Origin of the sequence: Streptomyces sp. AgN23 (assembly GCF_001598115.1) — a bacterium.
Classification (GTDB): Bacteria; Actinomycetota; Actinomycetes; order Streptomycetales; family Streptomycetaceae; genus Streptomyces; species Streptomyces antimycoticus.
Genome location: NZ_CP007153.1, coordinates 8822177 through 8841905, shown reverse-complemented (window position 1 = coordinate 8841905; position 19729 = coordinate 8822177). Strand labels below are relative to the sequence as shown.

The following is a 19729-nucleotide window of genomic DNA, read 5'->3' as shown; positions in this document are numbered from 1 at the left end:
TGTGGTTCCCTCACCGCGCACCGCCTGCCGTGACCGAGCGGTCCGGTCCGGCCTGGGCCGGGACGGGCAGCGGTCCTGCCGGTGCGGGGGGCTGCGGGACGGTGGCGGGGGATTCCACGGCCGCGGAGGGGGATGCCGTCGCGGGGCCGGGGATGCCGGGGCCCGGTGACGCGCCGGGAGGAGCCGTGACCTGCAACCCCAGCCTCAGCTGCACGATCCTGGCGAACTCGGCGATGGTGCCGTTGCTGCGCAGCAGTTCCATGGGCGGGATGTCGAGTTCGTAGCGCTGGTTGAGCGAGACGAGCACCTGAGCGGCCATCAGCGAGTCCATGCCGTAGGAGTCCAGGCGCCGGTGCGGTTCGAGTGCCTCGTGGTCCATGTGCAGGACCTCCGCGAGCAGGCGGGTGAGCTGGTCCACAAGGTGGGCGAGGGCGGTCTCCTCGTCCATGAGGGAGAGCCGGCGCAGGAGTTCCTCGCGGGTGGCCTCCCCGTTCCCCACCTGGGGCGGTACGAGGTCACCGAGGCGCGGGGCGCGCAGCAGGGGCAGCAGAACGGCGGCGCGCGACCAGTCCGTCCGGGAGACGCCCACCACCGCGGGGGCGTCCGGCCGGTCGTCGCCGAGCAGCCGTCGGCCGTGGTCGAGGGCGGTGTGCGGGGCCAGGGGCTCGATGCCCAGGCCGTGGAGGGAGCCGAGCAGGTCGTTGCGGGCCGCGTAACCGATCTCGCCGATGGCACCCCAGGCGAGGGTGAGCGCCGCCTCGCCGTGTCGTCGGCGCAGCCGGGCCAGGCCCTCCAGATAGAGATTGCCCGCCGTATAGGCCGACTGCTTGAAGTTGCCCACCATGGCGGTCGTGGAGGAATAGCACAGGAAGAAGTCCAGCGGACGCCCGCGGGTCAGGGTGTCCAGAACATGGGCTCCCGCGATCTTGGGTCGCAGGACGTCGCTCATCCGCTCGGCGGTCAGCTCGGCCAGGGGTGCGTCGTCCAGGGCCATGGCCGCGTGGACCACACCGCGCAGCGGATGGCCGTTCTCGTCGATGTCCTTCAGCACCCGGCGCATCGCCTCCGCGTCGGCGACGTCCGCGGCGTACGCGGTGACCCGCACGCCGTCCGGGGCGAGCGCGTCGCGCACGGCGGCGGCCTCCGGGCCGTGGGCGCCGCTGCGGCTCACCAGGGCGAGGTGCCGGGCGCCGAGCCCGGCGAGCCACTGTGCGGTGGCCGCGCCGAAGCCGCTGGTGCCGCCCGTGACCACATAGGACGCGCCCGGGTCGAGTTGGGGCGCGCGGGGCGCGATGGGCGTCGCCCGTGCGGGCGGAGAGGCGAGCGAGGAGGCGGGTTCGACGGCGCAGGGCTCGTCCAGCGGGTCGAACGTGACGACGACCTTGCCGATATGGCGTGAGTGGCGCATCAGCAGGAAGGCGTCCGCCACCCGGGCGGCGGGGAAGACGGTGTGCGGCAGCGGCTGGAACTCCGGGCCTTTCCCTGACGTCCGGCCGTCCCCCAGGGTCCGCCCCACGTCCTCCAGGAGGTCCCCCAGCAGCCGGGGGTCGCGCAGCACCGTGGTCAGGTCCACGCCGTGGAAGGAGATATGGGAACCGAAGGGGCGCAGCGGCAGGGTCCGGTCCTCGTAGAAGTCGCGCTTGCCGAGTTCGATGAAACGGCCGCCGGGGCGGAGCACTTCCAGGCCCCGCGCCAGGGCCTGTCCGGAGAGGGAGTTGAGGACGATGTCCACTCCCCTGCCGTCGGTCACGTCCATGACCTGGACGGTGAAGTCCAGCGAGCGCGAGTCGAGGACGTGTTCCACGCCGAGTGCGCGCAGCAGGTCGCGTTTGGGCTCACTGCCCGCGGTGGCGATGACGGTGGCGCCGTGCGCCCGTGCGGAGTGGAGGGCCGCGAGGCCGACGCCACCGGCCGCGCCGTGCACGAGCACGGTCTCCCCCGCCCGCATCCGGGCGGTGTACAGCAGGCTGTAATGAACGGTGCAGAGGGCGACCGGCACGCTGGCGGCCTCCGCGAAGGTGACGCCCGCGGGGATCGGCCACAGGTTGCGGGCCGGGCTGGCCACGTGGGACGAGAGCGCTCCGGTCAGCAGCCCGACGACCCGGTCCCCGGGCGCGAAGCGGTCCACGCCCGGCCCGCAGGCGGTGACCACGCCCGCGCATTCGAGCCCGAGGTTCTCCTCGCGCGGGCTGCCGGCCAGTGCCTCCGTGGGCAGCAGCCCGACCGTCTGCATGATGTCGCGGTAGTTCAGGGCGGCCGCGCGTACCTCCACGACCACTTCTCCGGGACCCGCGACCGGCGGGGGGATCTCCTGCCAGGCGAGGCGGTAGGAGAGGCCGGGCCGGCGCACCCGCAGGGCGAACGGCGGCGGAGCCGCGCCGTCGGCGAGGGGGACCGCGGGCGGCAGGGCGCGCTCGCGCGGGACGAAGCGATCGTGCGCGGTGAGCACGATCTCGTCCTCGTCCTCGGCGCTGTCGGGTGCCTCGGCGTCGAGCAGTTCGCGGACCAGCCGGGCGGCGTCCGCGGCCGGATCGTCGTTCCGGCACAGGCTCAGGCGGCGCCCGCGCAGATCGGGTTCCTCGTTGGCCAGGCAGCGTGCCACGCCCCAGGCGGCGGCGTCGGTGGGATGGGTGATCGGTCCGGGGGTCGCCTCGGCGCCGTGCGGCCGGGTGACGAGCCACAGCCGGACCCCGGCCGGTGAGCCGAGGGACCGGTGCGCCTCCGCGACGGCCCGCAGTGTCTGACCGGCGTGGGTGGCGCGGGCGACGGCCTCCTCGGCGTCGTCGGGTTCGGCGCCGCCCAGGATCAGGACGACGGTCGTCTCGCCGGTGCCGGACTCGGTCAGCGCCCGGGTCCAGGCGGCGGCGTCGGTGTGGGCGTCGGTGAGGACGCTGTGCCCGGCGCCGTGTGCGGTCAGCGCCTCGGTGACGGCGTGGGGCAGCGGGTCGTCCGGCGTGTCGCCGCAGACGATGTACGCGGCGGACGGGGCGGGGGGTGGCGGCGCGGCGGCGGGGGCGGGGGTGCCACCGGCCGCGGCGAGGAAGACGGAGGCGTGGTCGCGTCCGGGCGGCTCGGTGTCGCCGGTACGGGCACAGGAGGTGAAGCCGCACCGGCGCAGGAGCCCGGGCCACTGCTCGCGGGTCAGCAGCGGGGAGCCGGGCCGCAGGCCGGTGTCGGTGCGGTGGTGGAAACTGTCGAGGGCACCGAAGACGGGGAGCAGGATCTCCGGCTCATGGCATTCGAAGGCCAGCAGGTGTCCGCCGGGCGCGAGGAGCGAGGCCACGCGGCCGAGCGCGGGCTCCAGATCCTTGGCCGTGTGCAGCGCGTTGGCGGCGACGACGAGGTCGAAACCCTGTGGGTGGTAGCCCTGTTCGGCGAGGTCCCGGTCCAGGTCGAAGGTGCCGTACTCGACGAAGTCGTAGTCGCCGAAGCGGTTGCGGGCGCGGGTCAGATAGGCCGGTGAGACATCGGTGTAGCGGTAGCGGGTGCGGTCGGCGGGCAGCAGGGGCAGCAGCGCCGCGGTCATGCCGCCGGTGCCGGCGCCGATCTCCAGAACACGCAGCGCGCGGTCGGCGGGCCAGTGGCCGAGCAGGGCGCGGAGCAGTGCCTGGGCGAGGCGGTTGTGGAAGCGGGAGGTCGGCGCGGTGTCGTAGTACTGCTCCAGGAGGTGCGCGGCCGATTCGGCGCTGAGCAGCGCCGGGGCGCTCGCGCGCCCGGTGAGGACGTCCGCCAGGTGCCGGGTCAGGTGAGTCGCCAGGGCGATCCGGTGCACATCCCCGGGGGCCCGGACGAGGGCCTCGCGCACGGGCGGCGGGATGTGGCGGGCGCCGGGCGTCAGACATCGGCCGCCGGGGGTCTCGGTGAGCAGGCCGCGGCGCAGCAGGAGGGGTTCCAGCAGGGCGATCAGGGGGCGGTGACGCTCCTCCATGCCCGCAGCCACGAGGTCGTCGGCGGTGAACGGCGCCGCGGGGTCGGGCAGCAGCCGGGCCAGCGCGGCGGCGGCGGAGCGCGCGGTCAGCTCCTCGTCGTGACGCGAGGTCAGGTCGTAGCGGGCCTCGCGCCACCGCTCCCGTACGGCGTCCAGGCGCGCAGCGGCGTCCCGGAGGATGGCCTCGGGGGGCGGCAGGGGCGAGGGCGCGGCCGGGAGGTGGGCGCGGGGAGCGGCCCGCGGAACGGTGTGGTGGAGGGTGACGGGGGTGGTGCGGGCGATCGGAAAGAGGCGCAGCCGGCACTCCTCCAGGCGGGCCGTGACGGTGCCGTCGGCGTCCGCGACCGTGATGTCCCAGCAGACCTCGCTGTCGGTGGCGTCGCGTTCGGTGACCCACATGATCCCGGTGGGCGACGGCGCCGACCACACCCGCACCGCGCCGATGGACGCGGGCAGATAGGCGCCCCGCTCCCGCAGCCGGTCATGGAGGAGGGCGACACCGGTCTGGAGGGCTCCGTCGAGCAGCGCCGGATGCGCGGTGTACGGGGCACCCGGGGCCTGGTGGCGATAGGTGGCGACCGAGGTCCGCGCCCCCAGGCGCACCTCGTCCAGCGTCCGGAACGCGGGCCCGTAGACGAGCCCCACCTCGGCGCAGGCGGCGTAGTGTTCCTCGCCGCTGACGCGCGTCGTGCACCGGGCGCGCAGCCGCTCCGGGTCCACCGGCTCGGGCCGCGGGCTCAGCAGCGGGCGCACCCGGGCCCGTGCGTGCGCCCGTGGTTCGGGGCCGCGCTCGTCGGTGCTGGTGACCGTGGCGAGGGTGGTGTCCGGGTCGAGGCCGACCCGCAGCCGTACGGCGGAGGCGTCCGCCCAGGGCACCACGAGGCTGGCGCTGACGTCGAGGTGTGCCACCTCGACCGGCCGTCCGTACACGGCGCGCCCCGCGGCGAGGAGCGCCTCGGCGTATCCGGTGGCCGGCATGACGACGGATCCGCCGAGCCGGTGGTCGGCGAGCCAGGGCACGAGGACGGGCTCGATCGCGCCCTCCCAGCTGGGGACGGCGGTGGGCATGCGCTCGCCGAGCAGCGGGTGGACGATGACGCCGTCCCCGCTGGAGTTGGCCCAGGAGCGGGGGGTGCCGGACCAGTGGCGCTCGTACTGCCACGGGTAGGCGGGGAGCCGGGTGACCCGGCCCGGCACCGGGAAGTGCCGGGTGAGATCGGCCGAGGCCCCCGCCGCGAGCACTCCGGCCGCCGCCGCGCCGAGGGCGGCGGGGCCGTCCGCCCCGCGGCGCAGGGTCGGCAGGACGACAGTGCGGCCGGGGCCGGTGCGCGGGCTGATGCCGGTCCCGATGCCGGTCTTTCCGCCCCGGAACGCCACGCGCCGAAGGTAGGCGCGCAGGACGGGATGGGGGCCGATCTCCAGGAGGATGCCGGCCCCGTCCGCGAGGGCGCGCCGCACCGCGTCCGCGAAGAGCACCGGGCGGCGCACGTTCTGCCACCAGTACGCCGCGCCGAGATCGGTGCCGCGGGCGCGGAAGCCGGTGACGGTCGAGTAGAACGGCACCCGCACCGGCGACGGCGTCACGTCGGCCAGGACGGCGCGGAGTTCGTCCTCGATGGGATCCATGTGGCGGCTGTGGAAGGCGTAGTCGAGGCCCAGGTCGCGGAAGAAGACGCCCTCGACGGCGAGTTCCGCGCCGAGCAGCGCCAGCGCCTCCGCGTCACCGGCCACCGTGACGTCCTCGGCGCTGTTGACTCCGGCGATCTCCAGCTTCTCCCCGTACCCGGCGAGGGCCTTCGCGGCCCGGTCGACGGACAGCCCGACGGCGGCCATCCGGCCACTGCCGACCGTGGTCCCCTGCACCCGGCCACGTTCGGCGATCACCCGCGCCGCGTCCGGCAGGGACAGCGCTCCGCAGATGTGGGCGGCGGCCACCTCCCCGACGCTGTGGCCGACGACCATAGCGGGCTCGATCCCCCGGGCGCGCAGCGCCGCGGTGATGCCCAATTGCGCGGCGAACAGGAGAGGCTGGGCCACCTCCGTCGCCCCGAGGTCCGCCTCCCCGGCAGGCGCGGTGAGGCGATCGGCCACCGACCACCCCAGACGCGGCGCGAGTTCGGCGTCGGCCTCGCGCACCGCGCGACGAAAGACGGCATCGGCGTCGAAGAGGTCCGCCCCCATGCCCGCCCACTGCGAGCCGTTCCCACAGAACACGAAGGCGACGCGCCCGCTGTCGGCGGCGGGACTCACCGCGCCGGGGGCGGCTGGCTCCCGGGTGGGAGCGGCGGTCGAGGCCCTGGTGGGCGCGGTCGGTGTGCCGACGGGCGCGGCCGGTACTCCGATGGACACGGCCGATTCTCCGGCAGACACGGTCGGCACTCCGGTGGACACGGCCGGCGTGCCGACGGGCGCGGCCGATTCTCCGACGGGCGCGGCCGATTCTCCGGTGGACGCGGCCGATTCTCCGGTGGACGCGGTCGGCTCGCTCGTGGGCGCGGTCGACTCGGCGGCGAGCGCTGTCGGCTCGGCGGCGAGCGCTGTCGGCTCCCCAGTGGGTGCGGCCGACGCCCCGTCGAGCGCGGTCGGCTCCCCACCAGCCCCGCCGGCACCCGGCCGCCCCGGCTCGGGCTCCGGCGCCGTCAAGGCGCGCAGCCCCCGCGCCGCCTCCCCAGGCGTGGTGGCCCAGACGACGGCGCGGTGTTCGTGGCGGCCACGGCGGAGGCAGGAGGTGTGGGCCAGGTCGTAGAGGTCGTCGGGGGGCGTTTCGTCCAGGTGTGCGGCCGTGGCCTCGGCCGCCTCCGACAGTGCCTTGGCGGTGCGGGCCGAGACGAGCAGGGGCACCGGTGAGCGCGGGGGTTGCGGACGGTCCGGCAGGGCCGGGGGTTCGGCCACGATGGCGTGGGCGTTGGCGCCGCCGAAGCCGAAGGAGTTGACCCCGGCGACGGCGCGCCCGCCGGTCGTGGCGGGGGCGAGGGCCGTGGGCCGGGTGGTGAGCCGCAGTCCGAGGCCCTCGAAGTCGATGTCGGGGTGCGGCGGTTCGGCGTGGAGGGACGCCGGTGCGGTGCGGTGTCGCAGCACCAGGAGGGCCTTGAGCAGACCGGCCATGCCGGACGCGGGCTCCAAATGGCCGAGGTTGGTCTTCACCGAGCCGAGCGGGAGGGCCCCGGAGATCCGGCGTACGCCGAGGGCCCGGCCGATGGCGAGGGCCTCCAGCGGGTCGCCGACCGGGGTGCCGGTGCCGTGCGCCTCGAAGTACACCAGCTCGTCGGGGTGCACCCGGGCGCGGTCGTAGACCTCGCGCAGCAGCCGCTCCTGCGCCTCGGGGCTGGGCAGCGCGAGCCCCATGGTCCTGCCGTCGCTGTTGCTGCCGGTGCCCAGGACGAGCCCGTGGATCCGGTCGCCGTCGGCCAGCGCGTCCGACAGCCGCTTCAGCAGCACCACGCCGCCGCCCTCGGCCCGGACGAACCCGTCCGCCTGCGCCGAGAAGGAGGCGCACCGGCCCCGCTGGGACAGCATCGACGCCTGGGAGAACCCCACGTAGTGGAACGGGCTGAGCAGCACGTTGACCCCGCCGCAGACCGCGGCCCGGCCGCCGCCCTCCCACAGGGTGCGGCAGGCGCGGTCGAGGGCCACGAGGGAGGAGGAGCACGCGGTGTCGATCGCCATGCTGGGGCCGCGCAGATCGAAGGCGTGCGAGACCCGGTTGGCGGCGATCGACGAGGCGGCGCCCGACATGGTGTAGGCGCCCACCGTGCGCAGCGCGGACATCTGGAGCGCGCCGTAGGAGGCATCCGAGATGCCGACGAAGACCGCGGTGTCCGAACCGGCCAGCGTGGCGGGGTCCACGGCGGCGTCGTCCAGCGCCTCGGCCGTCATCTCCAGCAGCAGCCGGTGCTGGGGGTCCATGTGGGCCGCTTCCTTGGGGGAGATTCCGAAGTAGGCGGCGTCGAATCCGGCCAGGTCGTCGAGGAAACCCCCGGCCGCGGTGTACGACTTGCCCCGGCGCGGCACGGCGGGGTCGGTGAACAGGCGCGCGTCGAACCGGTCCGCGGGCACCTCCCCCACCAGGTCCCTGCCCTGCTCCAGGGCCTCCCAGAGCCCGTCCAGGTCCCGGATGCCACCGGGAAGCCGGCAGGCCGCCCCCACCACCGCGATCGGTTCGGCCTCGTCCTGACGCATACCGGGGCCTTTCTCCAGTCACTTCGCGACACCGGCGGGAAGCCCGCGTCACGCTCTCGGCAGCGACGCACACTAGGCCAGACGGACGACCGCCGAGGCCGCCTGTACACCCGTTGGAGGGAACGGCGGCGAAGTGCACTCGGTGAGGTGAACGGAGCCGGCCCGGGCCGCTTAGCCCATTCGGGTGATGTGTGCGGACGGGGCCCGTACGGAGCGCGCGCACAGAGCGTGCCTACGGCGGGCCGGGCGGCGCGGCGGGGTGCGGTCGGTGTGGTGTCCTCGGCACGCGCCCCGGCGCGGTCACCGGCGCGGCCCGGGCGCGGTCGGAACCGCCACCGCATCGAGTGCCCCCGCGGATCCGCTGCCGGATCGCGCCGCCGGATCCCCATGCCCCTCACCCGCCCTTCGACGTCTGGAGCCCGCCATGGCCGTACTCTTCACCGGCGCGACCGGTTTCCTCGGCAGCCGCATCCTGCGCCACCTGCTCGCCGAGGACGGCGACGACCGGCCCATCACCGTCCTCGGCCGGGGCGGGGAAGGGAGTCTGCGGGCGCGGGTCGGGACGGCCCTCGACGGGCTCGACGGCCTGGCGGGCGCCGCGACGCCCCGCGGGCGCCTGCGGTACGTGCCCGCCGACCTCACCCTGCCCGGCCTCGGCCTGACCGACGGCGAACGCCGCGCCCTCACCGACGCGTGCTCGGTGGTGTGGCACTGTGCCGCGCACCTCGCGCTGCACGACGACCCGGTGCCGTTGTTCAAGGCGAACGTCCTCGGCACCCGGCGTGTCCTCGACCTGGCCACCGAGGCGGCCGGGGCGCGGGTCGTCCATCTGAGCACCGCGTACGTCGCCGGGGGACGCGCCGAGGGGCACATCCGCGAGGACGACCTGGACGGCGGCCACGGCTTCCTGACGCCGTACGAGGAGAGCAAGTACACCGCCGAACGCGCGGTGCACGCCTGGAGCGCCCGTACCGGCCGGGGCGCCACGATCCTGCGGCCGTCGCTGCTCGTCTCCGACCGTCCCGTCCACGGCAGCGGGCAGCGCCAGCCGCTGGCGGTGCTGGCGTTCCTCATCCACGAGGCGCTGCGCCGCAGGGCCGAGGACGACCCGGCGCTCGCCTCGCTCCTCGACGGGGGCGACGCCCACGGCAGCGGTCTGCGGGTGCGGGTCCGCGCGGGGAGCGGCGGGGCGCTGAACCTGGTCCCGGTGGACTACGCGGCCCACGCGGCGGTGTGCGCCGCGCGTGCGGCGGCGGCCCGTCCGGGCGCCCCGGCGGGGGTGCGCACGGTGCATCTGACCCATCCGCACAACACACCCTTCGCGACGGCCGTGAAGGTCCTGGAGCGGCTGTACCCGGGGCTTCGTCTGGACCTCGTGGACGACCTGGACGACCCGGACCCGTACGAGTCGCTGTTCGCACACCACCTGGCCTCGCTGCTGGTCTTCACCGCGCAGCGCAGGACGTACGACCGGAGCAACCTGCTCCAGGACACCGACGGCCTGCCCGACCCCAAGCCCCTGGACGCCACCTACCTCGCCGACGCGGCCGGAGAGGCAGTGGCGTCCACCCCGGCCGCCTGAACCCTCCCCCACGGCCCCGCCGTGGCCAGCACCCGCAACTCCCCCAGCCAGGCGGCGGCGAACGACTCGGCGGCCGAGCGCGGCTCGGTGGTGGTGAAGCCCGCCACGGCCCGGCCCTGGGCGGTGGCCAGGACGGTGGACAGGCGGTGTCCGGCCGGGAGGAAGTTCAGCGGCAGTATGCGCAGGACCCGCCGCCCGGCCACCACCAGCGGGGACGAGGGACCCCGCACATTGCTGGCGAGCAGGGTGGCGCGGCCCGGGTCGAAGTACCGCTCGAAGCACCATCCCCCGGCCACGGCGGGTACGGAGCGGAACACCGCGCGCACCAGCGGATGGCGCAGCGCGCGGGCGCGGCCCGCCGTGCGGGCGGCGACGAGGCTGAGGCGGCGTCCGGCGTCGGGCTCCGCCACGGGGAGCGGGATGCGGAGCGGGATATGGCGGTTGCGCAGCACGGCCGCGTCCCCGGGCCCCCGGACGTTCACCGGGACCAGGGCGCGCATCTGCCCATCGGGGCCGTGGAGTTGGGGCTGGGCGCGCAGCGCCCCGCTCAGCGCGGCAAGGTACACGTCGTTGACGGTCGTGCCGTGGCGGCGGGCGATGCCACGCAGCAGGCCGAGGTCCGTCTCCGCGCAGGCGTAGGAGAGGGTGGCGGGCGGGTCACCGGCGGCTTCCGCCGCGCTCCCCCGGCGCCGCTCCAGCAGGGGCGTGCCGCACAGCCAGGCCGCGCGCAGCGGATCGGTGACGGCACGGTGCAGGGCGCCGTGCGCCCGCCAGGGTTCGGCCCGCGCGGGGGACGCCGTGGCGGCGCCCGGGCCATGGGCGTCGGGTCCATGAGCGCCCGGGCCGAGGGCGTCCGGGCCATGAGCGTCCGGGCCGAGGGCGCCCGGGCCATGAGCGCCCGGGCCGAGCGCGCCCGTTAAGGCGGCCAGTACGCCGACCACTCCCGCCCCGTCGAGCAGCCGGTGGTCCGCCCGCCACACCAGGGCGGACGTGCCGCCCGGCAGCCCCGCCACCGTGGAGCAGGACCAGCGGTGCGGCTCCAGCGGCCTGGCCAGCGCCTCATGCGCCACGTCGGTCAGGCCCCGCTCCGGAGCGGCCTCGGCGTTGCCGTCCGCGCCAGTCCACGGGCCGCCGTCCGAGGGCCCGGTGCCCAGCAGTTCCGCCACCGGCCTTAGCGAGGCGTCGAGTTGGCGCCGGCCGGGAGGCGGGCCCTCCAGCTCCAGCACCACGCCGATGGTCAGTCCGGTGCCGGGGTGCGCCTTCCCGTACGCCACGAGAGCCGCGTCCGGGAACGGCAGTTTCCCGGTCGGCTTCCCGCTCGGTTGCCCGGTCGGCTTCCCCGTCGGCTGCCCGCGCTTCCCCGTCGGCTTCCCGCTCGGTTTCCCGCGCTTCCCCGTCATCCTCCACCACCCCTCCGCCGGTGCCACCGACCGGCAGCCGGAACAACGCCCGGGCGGCGCCCGAGTCACCGTCCGGGGCCGCCGCGTCAGCGGTCGGCGGGCGCCTTCACGACAACGGGTACACCTTGGTGACCGTGCGGGTGAATCACCCGCACGGACCAACGGCCACGCCTCCTCCGGCCGCCATCATCGGACGGATCAATCATCGGAAGCGGCCACTCCTTCGTGTGGCCCGACCTGGGAGAAGTGCGTGACTTCAGCGAACGGGCGCAGGCGCGCCCTCGTCCATACGGCGGCCCTGGGGCTGCTGGCGGCCTCGGCCACCGCCGTGGCCTTACTGGGGCAGCAGCCCCCGGCCCGCGCGGCCGCCGAAGCGCCGGCCGTTCCCCTGCCGTTGACCTGCGAGGGGACGGCCACGGTGGAGCCCACCAACCCCGACCTGGTGCTCGTGCGCGACCAGAGCGGCGTCGCGGGCTACCGGGCCACCATCACCGGAAACTGCCTCGGCTCCGCCGTGGTCTCCAAGGTGCGGGTCACCTTGGAGGGCATGGCCGAGGGCACCTGCGCCGCGGCCGTCGGCACCGGCACGGGCACGGCGGAGTGGATCGGGCCGGGCGGTACGCGGGTCGGCACCAGCACCGGCGGCGGCAAGCTCCGCTTCACCAACGACGCCGACGGCAACGTCACCTTCAGGGCCGAGAACGTGCAGATCGCCAGGGGCCTCTTCGCGGGCTCCGTGGGCGTCGACATCACGGTGAACGACCGCGGTGTGGGCCGGGACTGCTGGACGCAGGGCAGGCTGGCCGGCGGCTCGGGCAGCGGCTCAGCGCGGCTGACGTTCGGCTGACGCCTCGGCGGGGGCCGGAAGCCGTGCCGCGTGTTCCGGGGCGGCCTCCGGTCGCCCGCCCTTGCCGGTATGCCATCTCCGCCCACCCTTGCCCGGGCGAGACCTCCCGGCCGTGCCGGAACTCCGGGAGAAGCCGGGCCACCACCAGTTCGCCGCGCCGAGCAGCCGCATGACGGCGGGTACCAGGACCGCCCGTACGAGCACCGCGTCGATCAGCACCGCCAGGAAGACACCGACGCAGATCTCCTTCACCATGACCACACTGCTGGTCGCGAAACAGGCCGTCACCACCAGAACCGCCGCCGCCGCGGCGCTGATCACCCGCCCCGAGCGCTCGATCCCCACCGCCACCGACTCCCGGTCGTCCCCGAGCAGGCGGTACTGCTCACGGATGCGCAGCAGCAGGAACAGCTCGTAGTCCATGGACACCGCGATGAGGAGGAACAGCATGACGATGGGGGCCAGCGCGTCCACGTAACCCGCCGGTTCGGCGCCGAGCAGCCGGCTGGCGTGTCCGTCCTGGAAGATCCAGGTGAGGGCGCCGAAGGAGGCGCCGATGGACAGGCCGTTCATCACCAGCGCCTTGAGGGGGAGCACGAGCGAGCGCAGGGCGACGGTGAGCAGCACGAAGCTCGTGACCACCATGAAGGCCAGCACCCGGGGCAGCAGCCGGTAGAAGGTGTCCATGGTGTCCACGGCGAGGGCCGACGCGCCGCCCACCAGCACACCGCCGCCGCCGGGTACGGGCAGCGCGCGCACGGCCCGGACCAGCGACTTCGCCGAGTCGCTCTCCACCCGCTGGTCCTGGCCGACGTAGATGACGGCCTTGTTCCCGGTGGTCCCGGCCACCAGCACCCCACGGGCGCCGGGGAGTTCGGAGACGTTCCGCGTCCAGGTCAGCAGGTCGGCGTGGCCCCGGCCGCGGTCCACGGGGTGATCGAAGGTGGCGATGGCCTGCAGGGTGCCGAGGCCGGAGACGGCGAAGTCGTGTTCCATGCGTTCGGCCGCCACCCGGGCCGGCGCTCCGGCGGGCAGCATCCGCTGGTCGGGGAAGCCGATGACGGTGTGCAGAAACGGCACCGCGAGGGCGAGCAGCAACGCGGAGACGGCGCAGGTGTAGGCGATGGGCTTCTCCATCACCGCACGGGCCACGCGGCCCCACAGCGCGCCGTCCCGGCGGCCGCCCTGGCGCCGCAGCCAGGCCGGTGAGAGCGCGTCCACGCGCTCGCCCAGGCAGAACAGCAGCGCGGGCAGCACCGTCACCGTCACCAGGGCCCCCACCAGCAGCCCGGCCGCCGCGCCGATGCCCAGCGCGCGGACGAAACCGAGCGGGAAGAAGGCGAGGCCCACGGCGATGAAGGTCATGACGACGCCGGACAGCGCCACCGTCCGCCCGGCGGTGTCGACGGTGATGGCGACGGCCTCCGCCGGGGTGCGTCCCGCCCGCAGTTCCTCCCGGAATCTGCTGACGATGAGCAGACCGGCGTCGACACCCGCCGCAAGGCCGATGGCCACTACGAGGTTGACCGTCACATACGGGACCTCGATGACATCGGCCACGGCGCGCAGCGCGGCGAGGGCCGCGGCCGTCGCCAGGACTCCGGTGACCACCGGCAGCAGAGCGGCGACCACGCCCCGGAAGACGAACACCATCAGCAGCATCATCAGCGGCAGCACCATCAACTCGGTGCGCACCAGGTCGCGTTGGGACCGTTGGACGATCTCCGAGATGATCGCGCTCGGCCCGGTCCAGGTGACCTCGAACCCCGGTGCGCGCAGGGTGTCCCGCAGCGCCAGATAGCTCTGGGTGCGGCCGGTCTCCCCGTCGCCCTTCAGCAGGATGGGCACCACGGTCGCGTGCTGGTCGAGGGAGACCAGCAGCGGATTGGCCGAGGACCAGGCCGTCGTCGCCCGGTCCACCGCGCCCTTGGGCGCCCGGCGCAGCGCGTCCTCCACCGCTTCCCGGAAGGCGGGCCGGGAGGCGGTCAGCTCCTTGCTGCGGAAGGTCACCAGGACATCCGCGCCGCCCTCCCCCACCTCGTTCCGGATCGCGTCCGCCGCCCGGGTCGCCTCGGCGGCGGGTGCCATGAACCCGCCGTAGCTGAGCCGCCCGGGCAGCCCGGAACACGCCCAGCAGGAGACCACCAGCACCAGCACCGCCCCCGCGAGCACCCAGACCCTGCGCGCGACGTCGAAACGTCCCAGCCGGACGAACATGCCACCCTCCCTGGCTCACCGCGCCGGCGCCCACGGTGGGACGGCCGCGCAGGACGCCCAACGAACGACACTCCTCCAGGTCACCCAGGTGTGCGGAGAAGCCCCGCAATGACCCGCTATCGGGGCCAGCGGCCGGATTTTCCGGTGCTCCCGTACACAACGGAAACTGTCGTTTACCGGACCGGGTTCGCAAAGAGCTTTTCTCAGGGCCTCTCACCGCAATGGCCTTTGACGCCCCAAAACGCCGGAGAGGGCTCCGGAATACCGCTCCGAGCAGCCACTTGACCGTTACCGGCCCCCTGAAACAACCTTCTGCCGAGATTTTTGCGACATTTGATGCCCCGGCCCTGTCCTCTTACGACATGACTGTTTTACGTTTCTCTTTTCCCGCACTACCAGGAACAGTTACAGGGGAACCGTGCTCACTCAGGACACCACCACGCAGAGCGCTTCGAGCGCACCGGAGCCACCGGCACCACCGATCAGCGACCGACCGGCCGCGCCCGCCCGGTCCAAGAGCGCCGCCATTCTCGGCTGGGTCGTCACTCTCACCCTCAACGTGGCCGCACCGATCCTCACCTACAACGTGCTGCGCGACCACGGCTGGAGCGAATTCGCCGCGCTGCTGCTCAGTAGCGCCTGGCCGGTGGTCGACGGCGCCATTCACATCGTCTGGCGCCGCCGCCTCGATGAACTCGCCATCGTCACCCTCGTGTTCATCGTGATCACCGCCGTGGTGTCGACCGTCGGCGCACACTCGGCCCGCGCCCTGCTGATCAAGGACTCGGCCGTCACCGGGCTGTTCGGGCTGCTGTGCCTGGCGACGCTGCTGACGCCGCGCCCGCTGATGTTCTACTTGGGGCGCAAGTTCGCCACCGACGGCACCGAGGCGAGCACCGCCTGGTGGAACGGCTTGTGGAACGTCGATGGCTTCCGCAAGGCCATGCTGACGATGACGACCGTCTGGGGCGTGGCCTACTGCCTGGAGTCCGCGGTCCGGATCGTGCTGTCCTACACCCTGAGAACCGACACCATGGTGGTCCTGAGCCCGGTCCTGATCTACGCCGTGCTCGCCTCCCTCGGCGTGTGGACGGGCGTGTACGGCAAGCGGTCACGCCGCAAGGGCCAGGCACGCGCCGCCGCCGCCGCCGCGGCTGCTGCGGCGGCGGCGGCGGCCGAGGCAGAGACTGAGACTGAGACAGCAGCGGACGAGGCAACGCCCGCCGAGGCGAAAGCCGCTGACGCAACGCCCGCCGAGGCGAAAGCCGCTGAGGCGAAAGCCGCCGAGCCCGCCTGACACCGCGTAGCCGGCCGCGGGTGAACTCCAGCGGCCGGGCGCGGCGTCGATATGGGAAGCTGTTCGACAGCCGGACACGCACGCGGGGGCCGTGACGGCCGTCGAGAGGAGCACCAGCGTGACGGAGAACGGCTTCCGCGCCGAGGAGATCGACACCAGCAGGCCGCACCCTGCCCGGATCTACGACTACCTGCTGGGCGGTAAGAACAACTACGAGGTGGACCGCGAGGCGGGTGACCGGCTCGCCGCCGCGGCGCCCGAGGTGTGGAGCGGCGTACGGGCCAACCGCGACTTCCTGCGGCGCGCCGTGCGGTACGTGGTCGGCAGCGGCATCCGGCAGATCCTCGACATCGGCACCGGGCTGCCCAGCTCCCCCAACGTGCATGAGATCGCCCGGGAGTTGGTGCCGGACGTGCGCGTCGCGTACGTCGACAACGACCCGATCGTCAACACCTACGCCAATGTGCTCCTCCGCGGCTCCGACGCGACCAGCATCGCGCTGGCCGACCTGCGCGACCCGCGGGCCATCCTGGACCACGCCGACGTCCGCGAGGTCATCGACTTCGACGAGCCGGTGGCGTTGCTCCTTGTCGCCATCGTCCACTTCCTCACCGAGGCGGAGGAACCCGAGCGGGTCCTCGCCACCCTGCGCGACGGGCTTCCGGCCGGGAGCTTCCTGGTGCTCTCCCACGCCACGGGCGACTTCGCCGACCGCAGCGCGGCCCAGGCCGTGTACGACAACGCCACCGCCACCCTGAACCTGCGGTCCGGCGCCGAGGTCGAGCGGCTCTTCGACGGCTTCACCCTGGTCGAGCCCGGTCTGGTCGAGGTCCCGTTCTGGCGCCCGGACGCCCCGCCGCGGACCAGGCCCGGCGATATCGGCTACTACGGTGGCGTGGCGCGCAAGACGGGCTGAGCCGCCCGCGCACACCGCCCGCGGCTGACGGCCGGCCGGCGTCAGCCGCGCTCCGCACAGCGGTGTCCCTCGCCCGTTCCCACCCCGCGGAGCACCGCGCGCGCGACGTCCTCCGGGAACTTCGGTCCCAGTCCGGAGTGGCCGAAGAGCGACCGGAAGACGATGGGGGCGGCGAACAGGTCCAGCACGAGGTCGACGTCGAGGCCGGTGCGGAGGTCGCCGCGCGCGACTCCCTTCCGCAGGGACACCTCGCACGCTTCCCGGCGAGGTGCCCAGACCGCGGTGAGGAAGGTGTCCCGCAGCTCCGGATCGTCCGCGAGGTCGGCCACGAGCGCCGGGAGCACATGGCCGAGGACCGGGTCGTCCATGGCGACCCGCAGCGCTTCCAGGTGGCCGACGATGTCGCAGTGCGTGCATCCGGTGTCCATGTCCACGACTCCGGCCCGGTCCCGCGCCATGGCCTCGACGACCAGGTGTTTCTGGCTCTTCCAGCGCCGGCGGATGGCGGGTTTGGTGGTGCCCGCCCGCTGCGCGATGGCTTCCATGGTCAGGGCTGGATATCCGACCTCCGCCACGAGTTCGGTCACCGCGGCCAGCACGGCGTGGTCGATCCGCTCGTCCCGCCGGCGCGCCATCGAACTCTCCTGTAACCACCCGAAACCCCGTTGTCCGGCCACCCTACCGGGGGGACAGGACGACCTTGCCGAACGGCTTTCCGCTCTCCACCAGCCGGAGGGCGGCATCGGCCTCGGTGAGCGGCAGACGACGGTCGAGCACGGCCGAGAGCCGGCCGTCCGCCAACAGCGTCACGATCCTCGCCCAGGAGGAGCGGAGGTCCTCGGGGGACAGCGAGTTCAGGCTGAAGGCGTACAGCGTCGGCGATACGTGGAAGTGGTTCAGCAGCGGTGCGAACGCTTCCGGCCCGGGAGATCCACCGGCGGCGCCGCAGAGGACGTAACGCCCGTTGGGCCGCAGGAGTTCGAGGTGCTTCCCCAGGTCCGGGCCGGCGACCGGGTCCACGACGACGTCGTACGTCTCGCCGGGAAGGGCGGCCCCGGTCCGGTCGACGACCCGTACGGCACCCAGCGCCCGCAGGCGTTCGCCGCGGGCCGGGGACGAGGTGACGACGGTGACCTCGGCTCCGCGCGAGTGGGCGATCTGCGTGGCGAGCACGCCGATCCCGCCGCTGGCGCCGCGCACGAGCACGCGTTCTCCCGCGGCGGCTCCCGCCCGGTGCAGCGCGCCCTCGGCGACCAGCGCGTTCACGCCCAGCGTGACCACATCGGCCGCGTCGGTGCCCGGCGGTGCCGGAAAGACCCGGTCGGCGTCGGCGACGACCTTCTCGGCGTAGCCGCCGAAGGCGGGCAGGGCGAGAACCCGCTGCCCGGCCGCCGCCTCGGGCACGTTCGGCCCGACCGTCGTCACGCGGCCGACGACTTCCAGGCCCGGCACCGACCCCGCGCCGGGAAAGTAGGCGTACTCGCCTCGCCGGGCCATCACGTCCACGTAGCCGACGCCGATCGCGTCGACGTCGACGAGCACCTGACCCGGCCCGGGCACGGGTTCCGGCGCGTCGACCATGGCGAGATCCCCGGACGCCCTGACGATGACGGCCTTCATGGGTTGCTCCGTTCAAGTAACGTTCCGATCCGGATCGGAACGTTATGATGGAATCCGTCGAGCGTCAACGACGGGAGGACCAACCCGTGGCGCGCTGTCGTGTCAGGAGCCGGTGTGGCAGGAGCCCGTGTGGCAGGAGCCGTCGCGTCAGGAGGGGCAGGCGCTCTCGGAGCCGCTGCGGTAGGTGCGGTAGAGGGTCGCCGCGCCCGGGGCGCCGGAGCGGGTGCTCGACGGGTACTCGACCACGGGGACGGGTTTGCAGACGGCCCATTGGTCGTTCTTGCCCGGGCCCTCGAAGCCGTAGGTGCCTCCGGCGCCGACCAGGCAGGAGCTGCACGCGTCGCCGGCGATGCTCGGGATGATGAGCGTGTTGTACACATCGTCCTTGGTCGGGATGCTCATCGCCTCCGGCGCCTTCCTGCCGCCCTCGTTGATCTCGGCGAAGGTGCGGTCCACGGCGCCCGCGAGCAGCGCGAAGGCGTCGTGGTACATCACGGCGTAACCGTCGTCCAGCGGCTTGCTGCCCAGCTTGTGCTCCTTCCGTATCTCCTCGAAGCGGTCGAGGAAGCGGCCGAGCGCCTTCTTGGGGTTGCTCTTCCCCGCCCACCAGGCGGGGTCGACGGAGGAGGCGTCGACGATCGTGGCCCGTGCCTCGTCCAGCCACCGGGTGGGCGCGTCCGCGGTGAGGGTGGGCTCCAGGCCGATGCCGACCTTCAGGATGCGCAGCGTCGAGGTGCGCCCACAGCCGCCCTCCTGCGCCATGCGCTCCATGAACGCGGGCAGGTCCTGGTCGCGGCCCGCGAAGAAGACGGTGTCGGACTTCTCGTTGCAGATCTTCTGCACGGCGTCGGTGAACCGCTGGGGGATGCCCTTGTCCGTTCCGGAGGTCCCGGTGAAGTTCGAGTTGTGGTTGGTCAGGTCGTACGCCGTGCCGAAGTGCCGCTCGAAGACGCTGCGCAGATTCTGGGAGTAGACGTCCTCGCTGCGGTTGTCCCAGACCAGGAAGCCCCGGTGCCCGGCCGGCTTCTTGTCCAGGTAGAGCTTGAGGGCACGGGCGAACTGGTCGTTGTTGGGCGAGGTCTTGAAGAAGTAGGGGGAGTTCATGTTGGCCGCGGTGATGACCGGGCCGACAGTGGGGATGCTGTGCTTGCTGAGCGCGGCGATGGCCCTGCGGGTCTCCGGGGTGCTGCTCGGGATGCCGGTCACACCCACCAGCGGGGCCCGGGTGTCCTGGGACAGCTCGGCGAGGCGATCGACGACGGGCTCCCAGCGGTCGAGGTTACGGCCGTCGGGGGCGAGCAGCAGCTGGTACTGCGGTCCGCCGAAGCGGTTGGCCTGCCGTTGGGCGGCCAGGGCACCGGCGAGTCCGCGACGGATCATGTCCACGGTCATGGCGCTGTGGTCGTCCGCGGTGAAGGGCATCATCAGCGCGATCCGCACGTATGGGATCTTGGGCCCGCTCGGCGGATCCTCCCAGTCCTGCCGCACCCGCGCGTTCTCGTCCGCCACCGCCCCGATGAGGCTTTCGATGCCCGGGTCCGCCGTGAAGGCTTCCGCGGTGACGCCCACGCAGTCGCCGTCGATCTCCCGCAGATCGTCACCGCACCTGCCGGGGCCCTGCGCCACGTTGACGACGACGGTGATCGCGGCGGCGACCAGGGCGCCGACCCCGACGACGGCCAGCCATTCGAGCGGCCCCCACTCGCGAGGGTGACGGCGGAACAGACGGAACAGCATGCTTCC

The 19729-nt window shown here is 73.7% G+C and carries 10 protein-coding genes; 4 read left to right on the top strand and 6 right to left on the bottom strand.

The window, feature by feature from the left end:
• Window positions 1–10: 10 nt before the first annotated feature.
• A complete protein-coding gene (locus AS97_RS38250; RefSeq protein WP_210566504.1) occupies window positions 11–8107 on the bottom strand; it encodes a type I polyketide synthase in 8097 nt (2698 codons plus the stop codon).
• 424 nt (window positions 8108–8531) lie between these two features.
• Here AS97_RS38250 and AS97_RS38245 point away from each other — a divergent pair, with 424 nt between their 5' ends.
• Entirely contained in the window at window positions 8532–9689 is a 1158-nt protein-coding gene (locus AS97_RS38245; RefSeq protein WP_210566503.1) for an SDR family oxidoreductase, read from the top strand.
• Here the strand turns inward: AS97_RS38245 and AS97_RS38240 are convergent.
• Window positions 9638–10963, bottom strand: a complete 1326-nt coding sequence (locus tag AS97_RS38240) for a WS/DGAT domain-containing protein (protein ID WP_210566502.1) — start codon at window positions 10961–10963, stop codon at window positions 9638–9640. The two genes, AS97_RS38245 and AS97_RS38240, sit on opposite strands and share 52 nt — an antisense overlap.
• A gap of 376 nt (window positions 10964–11339) precedes the next feature.
• On the opposite strand from AS97_RS38240, the gene AS97_RS38235 reads away from it, so the two are divergent.
• Entirely contained in the window at window positions 11340–11936 is a 597-nt protein-coding gene (locus tag AS97_RS38235) for a hypothetical protein (protein WP_125760516.1), read from the top strand.
• On the opposite strand, the gene AS97_RS38230 is transcribed toward AS97_RS38235, so the two are convergent.
• Complete coding sequence (locus AS97_RS38230) at window positions 11913–14153, bottom strand: MMPL family transporter (protein ID WP_210566501.1); 2241 nt, start codon at window positions 14151–14153, stop codon at window positions 11913–11915. The genes AS97_RS38235 and AS97_RS38230 overlap by 24 nt on opposite strands.
• Before the next feature lie 418 nt (window positions 14154–14571).
• On the opposite strand from AS97_RS38230, the gene AS97_RS38225 reads away from it, so the two are divergent.
• Both AS97_RS38225 and AS97_RS38220 read left to right on the top strand, forming a co-directional pair.
• On the top strand, window positions 14572–15450 hold the full coding sequence (locus tag AS97_RS38225; protein WP_247204617.1) for a VC0807 family protein: 879 nt from the start codon (window positions 14572–14574) through the stop codon (window positions 15448–15450).
• 118 nt (window positions 15451–15568) lie between these two features.
• Window positions 15569–16366 carry an SAM-dependent methyltransferase gene (locus AS97_RS38220; RefSeq protein ID WP_210566500.1) on the top strand — a complete coding sequence of 266 codons (798 nt, stop codon included), beginning with the start codon at window positions 15569–15571 and terminating at the stop codon, window positions 16364–16366.
• Window positions 16367–16407: 41 nt separating this feature from the next.
• On the opposite strand, the gene AS97_RS38215 is transcribed toward AS97_RS38220, so the two are convergent.
• From AS97_RS38215 to AS97_RS38205, 3 genes are all read right to left on the bottom strand, one after another.
• Window positions 16408–17001, bottom strand: coding sequence for a TetR/AcrR family transcriptional regulator (locus AS97_RS38215; RefSeq protein WP_210566499.1), 594 nt, complete (start codon window positions 16999–17001; stop codon window positions 16408–16410).
• 43 nt (window positions 17002–17044) lie between these two features.
• Window positions 17045–17986: a zinc-binding dehydrogenase gene (locus tag AS97_RS38210; protein WP_210566498.1), complete on the bottom strand. Its 942-nt coding sequence runs from the start codon at window positions 17984–17986 to the stop codon at window positions 17045–17047.
• 147 nt (window positions 17987–18133) lie between these two features.
• Window positions 18134–19723, bottom strand: a complete 1590-nt coding sequence (locus AS97_RS38205) for an ABC transporter substrate-binding protein (RefSeq protein ID WP_125760507.1) — start codon at window positions 19721–19723, stop codon at window positions 18134–18136.
• Between the last annotated feature and the right edge of the window lie 6 nt (window positions 19724–19729).